Raw genomic sequence first — 13148 nt, 5'->3', positions numbered from 1 at the left:
GTCAGGGGGATAACGGCTCAGTCGTGTGGGCTTATTCAACGTGGGAGGAAGTTTCATGGACCGTCGCAGTTTTCTCAAGAAGGCCGGCCTTGCGACCGGCGCCGTGGCGGCGTCCGCTCTGACCGCGCCGGCCATCGCGCAAGGCGGCACAGAGCTGAAAATGGTCACATCGTGGCCGAAAAACTTTCCCGGCCTGGGCACCGCGGCGGAGCGGTTCGGCCAGCGGATCGAAAAGGCGACCGAGGGCCGCTACAGGATCCGGGTTTTCGCCGGCGGCGAGCTGGTGCATCCGCTCAAATGCCACGACGCGGTCCAGGAGGGCACCGCCGATCTTTATCATTCGGCCGACTATTACTATCAGGGCAAGGTGACGGGCTATTCCTTCTTCACCGCGGTGCCGTTCGGCTTCCGACCCGACGAAATCGACGCCTGGGTTCACCATGGCGGTGGCCAGGCGCTGTGGGACGAGATCGGCGGCGCGTTCGGCATCAAGCATCTGCCGTGCGGCAATACCGGTTCGCAGATGGGCGGCTGGTTCAACAAGCCGATGCGCAGCCTCGAGGACTTCAAAGGCCTGAAGATGCGCATCCCCGGCCTCGCGGGCGACGTCATCAAGGCGCTCGGCGGCACCTCGGTGACGCTGGCCGGCGCGGAGATCCTGCCTGCCCTGCAGGCCGGCACGGTCGACGCCGCCGAATGGGTTGGGCCGTGGAACGATCTCGCCTTCGGCTTGTACAAGGTCGTCAAGTTCTACCACTATCCGGGCTTCCACGAGCCGGGCTCGTTGCTCAGCCTCGGCGTCTCGCGCAAGGTTTGGGACGGCCTGTCGGAAACCGACAAGGCGATCTTCGAGCACGCCGCGCTGGCCGAGAACAACTACAATCTCGCCGAGTTCAACGCCAACAACACCCAGGCGCTGGAAACACTGATAACCAAACACGGCGTCGAGCTGGTCGAGTTCTCCGACGACATCTATCGCGGCATGGGCGCGGCGGCCAAGGACGTCCTGGCGGCGGCCGGCGCCACCGATCCGATGACCAAAAAGGTCTATGAGAGCTTCCTCGACTTCCGCAAGAAGGTAGTGGCCTGGTCGGAGCTGTCCGACCAGAGCTACATGAACAAGCGCGCCCTCACCACGTTCTGATCGGGCAGTTTTCACGCGGCCGGTCGTGACGACGGCCGGCCGCGGGCCTTGTCGCGCCGGCCGGCTCGGAGGATGCGGTGTTGACGCTCGCAGCGATCATCGAGGCCATCGACCGCGTCAATCGCGCGGTTGGGCGGACGATCGCCTGGCTCGCATTGCTGATGGCGTTGATCCAGTTCGTCGTCGTGATCCTGCGCTATGTCTTCGCCGTCGGCTTCATCCCGATGCAGGAATCGATCTGGTATCTGCACGGCATTCTGTTCATGGCCGGCGCCGGCTTCACGCTCATGCATGACGGCCATGTGCGCATCGACATCTTCTACAATTCCACCACGCCCAGGGCCAGGGCACTGGTCGATCTGTGGGGCAGCCTCTTCTTCCTCATTCCCATCTGCATCCTGACCGTCGTGCTGTCCTGGGGCTATGTCACCAACTCCTGGCGCATCTTTGAAGGCTCAACCGAGATCAGCGGCCTGCCGTTCATCTATCTCCTGAAGACGATGCTCTGGGTCTTCGCGTTTCTCGTCGGGCTGCAGGGCATCGCCCTCGTCGCGCGGGCGCTGCGCTATCTGCGCGGCGAGACCGGCGACTACAAGGCCAGCGCCGACGGGCCGGGGATCGAGGCATGATTGCGCCCGAACTGCTCTGCGTGGTCATGTTCATCGTCGCCTGCGGCCTGTTGCTGCTTGGCTTTCCGGTCGCGTTCACGCTCGCCGGATCGGCCGCGGCGTTCGCCTTTCTCGGTTATTTCCTCGGCATTTTCGACCTCTCCTTCCTGACCGCCTTCCCGCAGCGCATCTTCTCGACCATGACCAACGAGGTGCTGGTCGCGGTGCCGCTGTTCGTGTTCATGGGGGTGATGCTCGAACGCTCCAAGATCGCCGAGGAGCTGCTCGACAATATGGGCCGGGCGTTCGGTCCGCTTCCCGGCGGGCTCGCCTATTCGGTGTGCGTCGTCGGTGCGCTGCTCGCCGCCTCGACCGGCATCGTCGGCGCCACCGTCGTCACCATGGGCCTGTTGTCGCTGCCGACCATGATCCGCCGCGGCTATAATGTGAGCTTTGCCTGCGGCTCGATCGCCGCCTCCGGCACGCTGGGGCAGATCATCCCGCCGTCGATCGTGCTGGTGCTGCTCGGCGACCAGCTGTCCGTCGCCTTCCAGAACGCGCAGTTCGGATTGGGAATCTTCGCTCCCGACACGGTGTCGGTGAACGATCTGTTCGCCGGCGCCCTGTTTCCCGGCTTGATTCTCGTTGGCATGTACATCGTCTATCAGTTGGTTTTTGCGGCGCTAATGCCCAATGAGGCGCCAGCCATCCCGCGCGGCGAGCTGATCCACGTTTCCGGCTGGGGATTTGCCCGGCATCTCATCGGCGCACTGTTTGCACCGATCATTCTGATCGTCGCCGTCCTCGGCTCGATCCTCGGCGGACTGGCCTCGCCGACGGAAGCCGCCGGTGTCGGGGCCATCGGTGCCACGATGCTCGCCGGCTACAGGCTCGATCCGCGCCGCGGCCGGCTGATCGCGCTCGGCGGGGTGTGCCTGGCCGGGCTGCTGGCGCTGACCATTGCCTACGATCTCAGGATGCAACGCACCGTCATCGCCACGGACGAGATGATCGCCTTCGCGGCGGCGGTCGTGCTTGCGGTCGGACTGCTTGTCGGGCTGATCGTTTCGGTGCTGCGCGTCTATGCGGTCCGCACCGGCAAGAACGATCGGGTGCTGGTGTCGGTCATGGAATCGACGACCATGATCTCGTCGATGGTGTTCGTGATCCTGATCGGCGCGCAGATGTTCAGCCTGGTGTTTCGCGGCTTCGGCGGCGACCTGTGGATCGAGGCGTTCCTGACCAGCCTGCCCGGCGGCGTCATCACGGCCATGCTGCTGGTCATGGCCGTGATGTTCATCATGGGCTTCTTTCTCGATTTTCTGGAGATCATTTTCATCGTCGTGCCCATCGTCTCGCCGATTCTCCTGCAGATGGAGATGCCGAACGGAGAGCTGATGAGTCCGGTCTGGCTCGGCGTCATGATGGCGATCAACCTGCAGACCTCGTTCCTGACGCCGCCTTTCGGCTTTGCCCTGTTCTATCTGCGCGGCGTGGCGCCGGACAGCGTCAAGACCATGGACATCTATCGCGGCATCGTTCCCTTCGTCTTCATTCAGCTTCTCGGCCTCATCGTCATCTGGTACCTGCCGGGTGTGGCCACCTGGCTGCCGCTGACGCTCTACGGGCGTTAGAGCCCTTTGTCGGCGGAATTGCTGTAAGCTTGCCTCCATGACGCTCAATGCCGTGTCGCTCGACGACAAATACGATCTGTCCAAGCGGCAGGTGCTGCTTTCAGGCGCCCAGGCGCTGGTGCGGCTGATGCTGATGCAGCAGGCGCGCGACAAGCGCGCGGGGCTCGACACGGCGGGCTATGTCACCGGCTATCGCGGCTCGCCCCTCGGCGGCGTCGACCAGCAGTTCGAGCGCGCCGGGCCGGTTGTCAAGGCCGGCAACATCGTCTTCCAGCCCGGCCTCAACGAGGAGCTGGCGGCAACCGCCCTGTTCGGCGCCCAGCAGGCGGAGATGCGCGGCGAGGGCCGCTATGACGGGGTGTTCGGCATGTGGTACGGCAAGGGGCCGGGCGTCGACCGTTCCGGCGATGCCTTCCGCCACGCCAACATGGCCGGCACCTCCAGGCATGGCGGCGTGCTGGTGCTTGCCGGCGACGACCACGGTGCGGAATCCTCCACCGTCGCCCACCACAGCGAGTTCGCGCTGATCGACGCGATGATCCCGGTGCTGCACCCGGCCGGCGTCCAGGAGATTCTCGATTTCGGCATCCTCGGGCTTGCCCTGTCGCGCTTTTCCGGCCTCTGGGTCGGGGTCAAGTGCGTCCACGACAATGTCGAATCGACCGCGGTCGTCGACGGCTCCCTCGACCGCATCGCGATCAAGCGTCCCGACGGTTACAGGATGCCGCCGGGCGGGCTCAACATCCGCCCCGGCGACGACCGGGTGGAGCAGGAGCGCCGGCTGCACACCCATAAGCGCGAGGCCGCGATCGCCTTTGCCCGCGAAAACGCCCTCAACCGGATCGTGATGGATGGCGGCGCCGCGCCCAAGATCGGCGTCATCGCCACCGGCAAGAGCTATCTCGACACGTGCGCCGCCCTCGATTGCCTCGGCATCGACGAGGCCGCCGCCGCCCGGCTCGGCCTGCGCCTTCTCAAGGTCGGCATGGTGTGGCCGCTGGATGGCGGGATCGTCGCCGACTTCGCCCGCGGGCTCGATCTCGTCATCGTCGTCGAGGAGAAGCGCGCGCTGATCGAGACGCAGATGCGCGACGAGCTCTACGGCAAGCCGAACGCGCCGGCGATCATCGGCAAGTCCGACGAGAACGGCCGGCCCCTGTTTCCCTCCTACGGCACGCTCGAGCCGCACCAGATCGCCGTTGCCCTCGGCGAGCGGCTGCTTGCCCGCGGCGGCGATGACGCGGTCATGGCCGGCCTTGCCGCCGTCAGGCGCGCCGCCGCCGGTCTCGACGGTCTGCCCGACATCGCCACGCGCATCGCCTATTTCTGCGCCGGCTGCCCGTACAATGTCGCCACGATCATCCCCGAGGGCGCGCGCGGCTATGCCGGCATCGGTTGCCACTGGATGGTGCAGGCGATCCCCGGGCGCCGCGTCGAGGGGGCGACGCAGATGGGCGGGGAGGGGGCGAACTGGATCGGCGAGGCGCCGTTTTCCAGCCGCCGGCACATCTTCCAGCAGGTCGGCGACGGCACCTACGGTCATTCGGGCTCGCTCGCCATCCGCGCCGCGGTGGCGAGCGGCGTCACCATGACCTTCAAAATCCTGTTCAACGACGCGGTGGCGATGACCGGCGGCCAGGGCCTCGACGGCGGCCTGACGGTGCCGGCGATCGCCCACCAGGTCGAGGCCGAAGGGGTGAGGCGCATCGCGGTGGTCTCGGACGAGCCGGAGAAATACCGTAGCCGCGCGGGCTTGCCGAAATCGGCCATGGTGCATCACCGCCGCGATCTCGACGCGGTGCAGAAGGCGCTGATGGACGAGGACGGCGTCAGCGTCCTCATCTACGACCAGACCTGTGCGGCGGAAAAGCGCCGCCGGCGCAAGCGCGGCGCCTATCCGGATCCCGCCCGGCGCGTGTTCATCAATGCGGAGGTGTGCGAGGGCTGCGGCGATTGCGGCCTCCAGTCGAACTGCGTTGCCATCCAGCCGCTCGAGACGCCGTTCGGCCGCAAGCGGCGCATCGAGCAGTCGATCTGCAACAAGGATTTCTCCTGCCTAGACGGCTTCTGCCCGAGCTTCGTCACGGTCGAGGGCGGCGCGCTGGCAGCACCCGCGCCGGTCAGGGAAGACGAGGCGTTCGCGGCGCTGCCGGAGCCGAAGCCGGCCGCGCTCGATGCGCCTTACGCGATTCTCATCACCGGCGTCGGCGGCACCGGCGTCGTCACCGTCGGAGCGATACTCGCCATGGCCGCGCATCTTGAGGGCAAGGGCGCGGGCCTCATCGACATGACCGGGATCTCGCAGAAGAATGGCGGCGTCGCCACCCATCTGAAGATCGCCGCCCGGCCGCCGGACATCAACGCGATCCGCGTCCCCGACGGCGCCGCCGACCTCGTCATCGGCTGCGACCTCGTCACCTCGGCCTCGGCCAAGATCCTGATGGCGGCGGGCCCGCGCACCCGCGCCATCGTCAACACCCACGAGCTGATGCCGGCGGTTTTCACCCAGCAGGCCGACTACGAGCTGCCCACGGCCGAATTGAAGGCGGCGATCGCGGGCCGCGTCGGCAAGGGCAGGGCCGATTTCATCGATGCGACCCATATGTCAGCCGCCCTGACCGGCGATTCCATCACCACCAATCTGTTCATGCTCGGCTACGCGGTGCAGAAGGGCCTGCTCCCGGTCGCGCCGACGGCAATCGACGAGGCGATCGCGCTCAACGGTGTTGCCGTCGAGATGAACCGCTCGGCTTTCTCGTGGGGGCGGCGGGCGGCGCATGACTTGGCCAGGGTCAAACGGCGCGTCGGGCCGCCGCAACGGGCAGAGCCCGAAAGTCTCGATGCGCTCATCGCCCGGCGCGTCGAGTTCCTGACCGCCTATCAGGATGCCGCCTATGCCGACAAATATTGCCGCCGGGTCGAGGCCGCGCGGGCGGCGGAAGCCAAGGTCATGCCCGGATCGGACCGCTTCGCCGAGGCGGTCGCCCGGTCGCTGTTCAAGCTGATGGCCTACAAGGACGAGTATGAGGTGGCGCGGCTTTATACCGACGGCGCCTTCGCGCGTTCCCTGGCTGCGACCTTCACCGGCGGCTACAGGCTCAAGTTCCATCTGGCGCCGCCGCTCTTCGCGCGGCCAGACCCTGCGACCGGACGGCCGCGCAAGCGCGCCTTCGGCCCGTGGATGTTCGCCCTCTTCAGGCTGCTCGCGAAAGGCAAGGCTCTGCGCGGCACACCGTTCGACATGTTCGCCTGGTCGGCGGAGCGGCGCCTGGAGCGGCGGCTTCTCGGCGACTATGAAGCGATGCTTGACGAAATCATCGCAAGCCTTTCGTCTGAAACCCATGCCGGCGCCATCGCTCTGGCCGCCTTGCCGGAAAAGATCAGCGGCTTCGGCCCGGTCAAGCAGGCGGCCGCCGCCGGTTATGAGGCCGAGCGGGCAAGGCTTCTTGCGGCCTTCAGGGGAGCCGGCGCGGCCGATGAGCCATCGGCTGCCTCGTCCCTACGCGCCACCGCCGCGGGGTGAAACGACCGACGGTTCCCACCCATGCTCGCGGGCGATATCGACGACGAGCGCGCCAAGCGCTGAAAAGTCGGCGCGGCGCGGCGAGCTCTTGCGCCAGACAAGGCCGATGACGCGGCGCGGCTGTGGCGCGGCAAAGCGCAACACTGAGATGCCCTGCCGCCCGCCCACCTCGCTTGCCGCCGCCATTTCCGGCAGCAGCGTCACGCCATAGCCGCTGGCGACCATTTGCAGGATGGTGGCGAAGCTGGCGGCGCCGAAGCCGGCGGTCGTGGCCGGGTCGGCCTGGGCGCAATAGCTGAGCGCCTGGTCGCGGAAGCAGTGCCCCTCCTCGAGCAGAAGCAGACGCTCGCCTTCGACGCATTTAAGATCCGTCGCCGCCCTTCCCGCGAGCGGGTGGCCGGCCGGCACCGCCAGCAGAAAGCGGTCCTCAAACAGCGCCGCCTCCGCGAGCTCTCCGCCAGTGACCGGCAGGGCGGCGAGCACGACATCGAGCTGCCCCTGGACAAGCTCCTCGATCAGCACCGACGTCTGGGTCTCGCGCAGCCTTAAGGAAAGCTCGGGATAGAGCTGCCCAATCTTCTCGAGCGCATCGGGCAAAAGATAAGGGCCGATGGTCGGGATGATGCCGAGCTTGAGCTCGCCGACCAGCACCCCCTGGGCGTGGCGGGCGAAATCCATCAGGTCCTGGCTCTTGGTCAGGATTTCGTCTGCCCGGCGCAGCACCTCCTTGCCCGCGTGTGTCAACGTGACGCGGACAGGCGCCCGTTCGAATAGCTCGACCCCGAGCATATCTTCCAATTGACGCACCTGCATGCTCAGCGCCGGCTGGGTCACGTGGCAGGCCTGCGCGGCACGACCGAAATGACCTGCATGCGCGAGCGCTTGAAGGTAGCGGAGCTGCCGTAGGGAGAATTGCGTCATAAGATTATCTTATCACAATCAACAAAAACTTCTATTTGAACTTATTCCGCAGCCCCGGCATGTTGTGCCCATCGCCAAGAGAAAAGAGGAGACAGAGATGGCCAAACGACCGCAATTGACCACCACCGCCGGCGCGCCGGTCGGCGACAATCAGAATTCGCTTACCGCGGGTGCGCGCGGTCCGGTCCTCATTCAGGACTACCAGCTCATCGAGAAGCTCGCGCACCAGAACCGCGAGCGCATCCCGGAGCGCACCGTCCACGCCAAGGGCTGGGGCGCCCATGGCACGCTGACCATCACCGGCGACATCTCGAAATACACCAAGGCCAAGTGCCTGCAGCCGGGCGCCAAGACCGACATGATCGCCCGCTTCTCGACCGTCGCCGGCGAGGCTGGCGCGGCCGACGCCGAACGCGACGTGCGCGGCTTTGCGCTGAAGTTCTACACCGAGGAGGGCAATTGGGATCTCGCCGGCAACAACACGCCGGTCTTCTTCGTGCGCGACCCCTACAAGTTCCCGGATTTCATCCACACCCAGAAGCGCCATCCCCAGACCAATCTGCGCTCCAACACGGCGATGTGGGACTTCTGGTCGCTGTCGCCGGAAAGCCTGCATCAGGTGACCATCCTGATGTCGGACCGCGGCCTGCCGGTCTCGCCGATGCACATGAACGGCTATGGCAGCCACACCTATGCGCTGATCAATGACAAGAATGAGCGGGTGTGGGTCAAGTTCCACTTCAAGACCCGGCAGGGCCATAAGCACTACACCAACGCGGAAGCCGCCGAGATCGTCGGCAAGAGCCGCGAATCCTTCCAGGAGGCGCTGTTCGGGGCGATCGAGAAGGGCGATTTTCCGAAATGGAAATTGCAGGTCCAGATCATGCCCGAGGAGGACGTCGACAAGCACTGGTACAACCCGTTCGACCTGACCAAGGTCTGGCCGCATGCGGACTATCCGCCGATCGACGTCGGCGTGTTGGAGCTCAACCGCAATCCGGAGAACTATTTCCAGGAGATCGAGCTTCTGGCGTTCTCGCCGTCGAACGTGGTCCCCGGCATCTCCTGGTCACCGGACAAGATGCTGCAGGCGCGCATCTTCTCCTATGCCGATGCCCACCGCTACCGGCTCGGCACCCACTATGAGCAGCTTCCGGTGAACCGTCCCCGCTGCCCGGTGCACCACTATCACAAGGACGGGCCGATGCGGTTCTTCGAGGGACTGACCGGCAATGTCGACGCCTTTTACGAGCCCAATTCCTTCAACGGCGCGGCCGAGGATCCCGCCTACAGGGAGCCGCCGCTGAAGCTGCCGGCCGATTTCGCCGACCGTTATAACCATCGCCAGGGCAATGACGACTACAAGCAGCCCGGCGACCTGTTCCGGCTGATGACACCGGAGCAGCAGGAGCGGTTGTTCCGGAACACGGCGGCAGCGATGGCCGGCGTGCCGGAGGAGATCGTCCGCCGCCAGATCGCCCATTGCGCCAAGGCCGACCCGGCCTATGGCGAGGGCGTCGCCGGGGCGCTCGGGCTTAAGGTCCTGGAGGCCGCCGAATAAGGCTCGAAGCCCTCGCTTAAGACTGCCGGTCGCGCGGCCCCCTCCGCGCGGCCGTTTTTTGCGGGGCTCATGGTTCGAGACGAACCCTGCGGGTCCTCCTCACCACCACGAGGATCAACGTTTCCAAAGACAAAACCTTTCCCTCATACCGAGGAGCGGCGCGCAAGAGGCGATGAGTGGTTCCCGGGGTCTTGCCTCCCCGGGTGTCGCCTTCGGTGATCCCGAGGACAGGCAAAAGAAGCCCCAAGCCAAGCTTCCCCCCTTGACGGGGGAGGGATGCAGGGTCGGCGAGTGCGAAGCACAAGCTTAGCCGAAGCTGGATGGGGGTGTGGCACCGCCCGATGGATTGCATGCTCAAGCGCGGTAATGACGAAATGGGGACGTGGCGGCAAAGCGGCGGCCGGGTGGAGGCCAACAAAAGGCCGGGCTCCGAAGAGCCCGGCCGAGGTCTTTCCGTTGCGCTTTTGGGGGAAAGCACAAACGCTCCGTTTGCCAGAGGGAAGGCAAACGGCTGAACTCCGAAGGCTTCAATTCAGGGAGGGAGGAATTTTAGCCTTCATTGGCTGTTTCCAGCATTTATTTATATGCATTCGGGCAATGGGGCGAACAACCGAGCAGGGCGCATATCAGTTATGCATAAAACGCATGGCAGTGCGCCGCAGCGGCCCTCCAGCAACGCTGAATATTTCCTTGATTTCAGCCTAGAACGACCAGGTTCTCGCCTTGGATATCAAGAAATCCCGAAACACCATCAGCCGCTTGGACTCACGCATTTCCTCCGGATAGACAAAATAAGAGTCGAACTCCGGCATGGCGGCGTCGGGCAGCACCTGCACGAGGGGAGAGTCTTCGCGGATCAGATAGTCGGGCAGGATGGCGAGCCCGATTCCCCGCTCGACGGCCCGGCGCAGCGCGTGGGTATTGTTGACCCACAGGGTCGGCGTGCGCGGGCTGCCCTCCGGCCGGCCGAGCTTTTCAAGCCAGTTGAGCTCCTCCAGATAGTTGGGCACCGGCATGCCGAAGGCCATGATGCGATGCTTGTCGAGATCGGCGATGGTGGTCGGCGTGCCGAAACGCTTCAGATAATCCGGCGAGGCGTAGATGTGGAAATGCACGGTGAACAGCTTGCGCTGGATGAGGTCGGGCTGGGTCGGCTTGCGCAACCAGACCGCCGCGTCGGCCTGGCGCATCGACAGGTCGAGCTGCTCGTCGTGCAGCATCAGCCGCAGATGGATGTCCGGATAGAGATCGACGAACTCCTTGACGCGCGGCGTCAGCCAGTTCGAGCCGAGGCCGACCGTGGTCGTTATCCGCAGCTCGCCGGAGGGTTTCTCGCGCGAATCGAGCAGCATGGTCTGGGCCGATTCGAGCTTGGAGACGACATCGTGGGCGGCGCGGTAGAGAAGCTCGCCCTGTTCGGTGAGGATCAGACCGCGGGCGTGGCGGTGGAACAGCGGCACCTTCAGCTCTTGCTCGAGCGCGCCGACTTGGCGGCTGACGGCCGACTGGCTGAGATTGAGTTCCTCGCCGGCTTTGGTGAAGCTGCCGGCGTCCGCGGCGGCGTGGAAGATTCGCACCCGGTCCCAGTCCATGAGCGGCTTGGCTCCCTGTGTTCGCCGTCGGCGCCGCCGCTATTCGGCGGCCTCGCTTTCGGCTTCGAGCGCGGCCAGATATTTCTCCGCCTCGAGCGCTGCCATGCAGCCCATTCCGGCGGCGGTGACGGCCTGGCGAAAGATGTCGTCGGTGACGTCGCCGGCGGCGAACACGCCGGGCACGCTGGTGGCCGTCGAGTCGGGCGCGGTGATCAGATAGCCGCTCGGCTTCATTTCGAGCTGCCCCTTGAAGAGCTCGGTCGCCGGCGCATGGCCGATGGCGATGAAGACGCCGTCGACGGCGACCTCCTCGGTGGCGCCGGTCTTGACGTTCCTCAGCCGCGCCCCGGTGACGCCGGCGGTCTCCCCGCCGCCGATCACCTCCTCGAGCACCGCGTCCCACTTCACCGTGATCTTGGGGTTTTTGAACAGCCGCTCCTGCATGATCTTCTCCGCCCGCAGGCCGTCGCGCCGGTGCGCCAGCGTCACCTTCTCGGCGAAATTTGTCAGGAACAGCGCCTCCTCGACCGCGGTGTTGCCGCCGCCGACGACGAGCACCTCCTTGCCGCGGTAAAAGAAGCCGTCGCAGGTGGCGCAGGCGGACACGCCGTGGCCCTTGTAGCGTTCCTCGGAATCTAGGCCGAGCCAGCGCGCCTGGGCGCCGGTGCAGATGATCAGCGCATCGCAGCTAAACTCCTGTCCCGAATCGCCGGTGAGCCGGAACGGGCGGCGCTTGAGGTCGACGGCGGCGACGTGGTCGGAGACGATGCGGGTGCCCACATGCTCGGCCTGGGCGCGCATCTGCTCCATCAGCCACGGCCCCTGGACCACCTCGGCAAAGCCCGGATAGTTCTCGACGTCGGTGGTGATGGTCATCTGGCCGCCGGGCTGGATGCCGGCGATCAGCAGCGGCTCGAGCATTGCGCGCGCCGCATAGATGGCGGCGGTGTAGCCGGCCGGCCCCGACCCGAGGATGATGAGTTTCTCGTGAATGGTCTGCGTGCTGCTCATGGCGGTCTTCGAGAATCATGCTCCGGTTGCAAATTCCGGACTGTTATGTAGCGCAGCGGGACGTACGGACAATGACTTTTCGAAAAGTGCCCCGGCGCGCCGCCGCGCGGATTTCCGGGGGGTGGCTTTCGCCGGCCGTTCGATGCAATACTCGGCCGATCGGGTGGCGGCGCTCCATCATCCCTGCAAGCGTGACGATGAACCGAGCGGTTTTCCGCCAAGGCCGGGCGCTGGGGTGTGGAGCACGGATGGCAACGCAAGCCGATATCGGCCGCGAATTCGTCAAGGCCCTCGACGCGGCCGAGCGGCACGAAAGGCCGTTTCGGCATTGGATTCTGAAGCATCTGTTTCCCGCCGACACGGCCGCGGCGCTGCGGGCGCTGCCGTTTGCCGCCCCGGACCTTGACGGCGTGTCGGGCACCAGGGAAGCCCACAATGCCACCCGCGTCTATTTCGACCCGGAGAACCAGGAGCGTTACGCCGTATGCCGCGATGTCGCCGCGGCGTTGCAGGACTGCGCGGTGGTCGCGGCGGTGGAGGCGGTCTTCGGCACCGACTTGAGGGGAACGTTCCTGCGCGTCGAATATGTCCAGGACGTCGACGGCTTCTGGCTTGAGCCGCATACCGACATCGGTGTCAAGCGCTACACCCTGCTCGCCTATCTGTCGGACGAGCCGAACCACACCGAGCTTGGAACGGATCTCTATGCCGACCCCGGCTCGTGGGCGGTGACGGTGCCTTTCGTGCCCAATACGGCGCTGGGCTTCGTGCCGTCGGATCGCACCTGGCACGGTTTCAGGAAGCGACCGATCGGGGGCGTCCGCAAGTCGATCATCGTTAATTACGTGACCAACGAGTGGCGCGCGCGCGAGCAGTTGTGCTTTCCCCACACGCCGGTCTTGGCCGCTGCGGCATAGAGCGTGTTCCGCAATAGCGGGCGCCGGTTATGCGAGTAGAACATGCTCAACCAGACAGATGGGACCGAAATCCGGTTCAGATGCGGTGGATTTCGGTCTAGTCGCCCGCTTCAACCAATTTGAAAGGATTTGATGATTCGCTTTGGTCGCGGTTCGAGCGACGGAGGCGAACATGGCTGGAAAGGACATTGCGGTAAAGAAATATGTGGTGCGGCTGAGCGCGGAGGAACGCGAGCA

At 65.4% G+C, this 13148-nt stretch carries 9 protein-coding genes; 6 read left to right on the top strand and 3 right to left on the bottom strand.

Annotated elements, in window-relative coordinates:
• Positions 1 to 55 precede the first annotated feature (55 nt).
• From Q8P46_11265 to Q8P46_11250, 4 genes are all read left to right on the top strand, one after another.
• Entirely contained in the window at positions 56 to 1144 is a 1089-nt protein-coding gene (locus tag Q8P46_11265; protein ID MDP2620733.1) for a TRAP transporter substrate-binding protein, read from the top strand.
• Between the two features lie 80 nt (positions 1145 to 1224).
• On the top strand, positions 1225 to 1773 hold the full coding sequence (locus tag Q8P46_11260; protein MDP2620732.1) for a TRAP transporter small permease subunit: 549 nt from the start codon (positions 1225 to 1227) through the stop codon (positions 1771 to 1773).
• Complete coding sequence (locus Q8P46_11255; protein ID MDP2620731.1) at positions 1770 to 3386, top strand: TRAP transporter large permease subunit; 1617 nt, start codon at positions 1770 to 1772, stop codon at positions 3384 to 3386. The genes Q8P46_11260 and Q8P46_11255 overlap by 4 nt, the downstream gene beginning before the upstream one ends.
• 37 nt (positions 3387 to 3423) lie before the next feature.
• On the top strand, positions 3424 to 6909 hold the full coding sequence (locus Q8P46_11250; protein ID MDP2620730.1) for an indolepyruvate ferredoxin oxidoreductase family protein: 3486 nt from the start codon (positions 3424 to 3426) through the stop codon (positions 6907 to 6909).
• On the opposite strand, the gene Q8P46_11245 is transcribed toward Q8P46_11250, so the two are convergent.
• Entirely contained in the window at positions 6886 to 7830 is a 945-nt protein-coding gene (locus Q8P46_11245; GenBank protein ID MDP2620729.1) for a LysR substrate-binding domain-containing protein, read from the bottom strand. The genes Q8P46_11250 and Q8P46_11245 overlap by 24 nt on opposite strands.
• A gap of 97 nt (positions 7831 to 7927) precedes the next feature.
• On the opposite strand from Q8P46_11245, the gene Q8P46_11240 reads away from it, so the two are divergent.
• Complete coding sequence (locus tag Q8P46_11240) at positions 7928 to 9391, top strand: catalase (GenBank protein ID MDP2620728.1); 1464 nt, start codon at positions 7928 to 7930, stop codon at positions 9389 to 9391.
• Between the two features lie 701 nt (positions 9392 to 10092).
• Here the strand turns inward: Q8P46_11240 and Q8P46_11235 are convergent.
• The gene (locus Q8P46_11235) at positions 10093 to 10983 is read right to left on the bottom strand and encodes a LysR family transcriptional regulator (GenBank protein MDP2620727.1); all 891 of its coding nucleotides are present in this window, start codon (positions 10981 to 10983) and stop codon (positions 10093 to 10095) included.
• A 39-nt stretch (positions 10984 to 11022) separates the two neighbouring features.
• Positions 11023 to 11994, bottom strand: a complete 972-nt coding sequence (trxB, locus tag Q8P46_11230; GenBank protein ID MDP2620726.1) for a thioredoxin-disulfide reductase — start codon at positions 11992 to 11994, stop codon at positions 11023 to 11025.
• 248 nt (positions 11995 to 12242) lie between these two features.
• On the opposite strand from trxB, the gene Q8P46_11225 reads away from it, so the two are divergent.
• Complete coding sequence (locus tag Q8P46_11225) at positions 12243 to 12911, top strand: 2OG-Fe(II) oxygenase (protein ID MDP2620725.1); 669 nt, start codon at positions 12243 to 12245, stop codon at positions 12909 to 12911.
• Positions 12912 to 13148: the final 237 nt, after the last annotated feature.

The organism is Hyphomicrobiales bacterium (genome assembly GCA_030688605.1).
Classification (GTDB): domain Bacteria; phylum Pseudomonadota; class Alphaproteobacteria; order Rhizobiales; family NORP267; genus JAUYJB01.
This window is presented reverse-complemented; position numbering and strand designations above follow the sequence as displayed.

What these genes read in the sequence shown, in the direction of transcription:
- Q8P46_11265 (MDP2620733.1), top strand. Translation starts at nt 56, where the DNA reads ATGGACCGTCGCAGTTTTCTCAAGAAGGCCGGCCTTGCGACCGGCGCC.
- Q8P46_11255 (MDP2620731.1), top strand. Translation starts at nt 1,770, where the DNA reads ATGATTGCGCCCGAACTGCTCTGCGTGGTCATGTTCATCGTCGCCTGC.
- Q8P46_11250 (MDP2620730.1), top strand. Translation starts at nt 3,424, where the DNA reads ATGACGCTCAATGCCGTGTCGCTCGACGACAAATACGATCTGTCCAAG.
- Q8P46_11245 (MDP2620729.1), bottom strand. Translation starts at nt 7,830, where the DNA reads ATGACGCAATTCTCCCTACGGCAGCTCCGCTACCTTCAAGCGCTCGCG.
- Q8P46_11240 (MDP2620728.1), top strand. Translation starts at nt 7,928, where the DNA reads ATGGCCAAACGACCGCAATTGACCACCACCGCCGGCGCGCCGGTCGGC.
- Q8P46_11235 (MDP2620727.1), bottom strand. Translation starts at nt 10,983, where the DNA reads ATGGACTGGGACCGGGTGCGAATCTTCCACGCCGCCGCGGACGCCGGC.
- trxB (MDP2620726.1), bottom strand. Translation starts at nt 11,994, where the DNA reads ATGAGCAGCACGCAGACCATTCACGAGAAACTCATCATCCTCGGGTCG.
- Q8P46_11225 (MDP2620725.1), top strand. Translation starts at nt 12,243, where the DNA reads ATGGCAACGCAAGCCGATATCGGCCGCGAATTCGTCAAGGCCCTCGAC.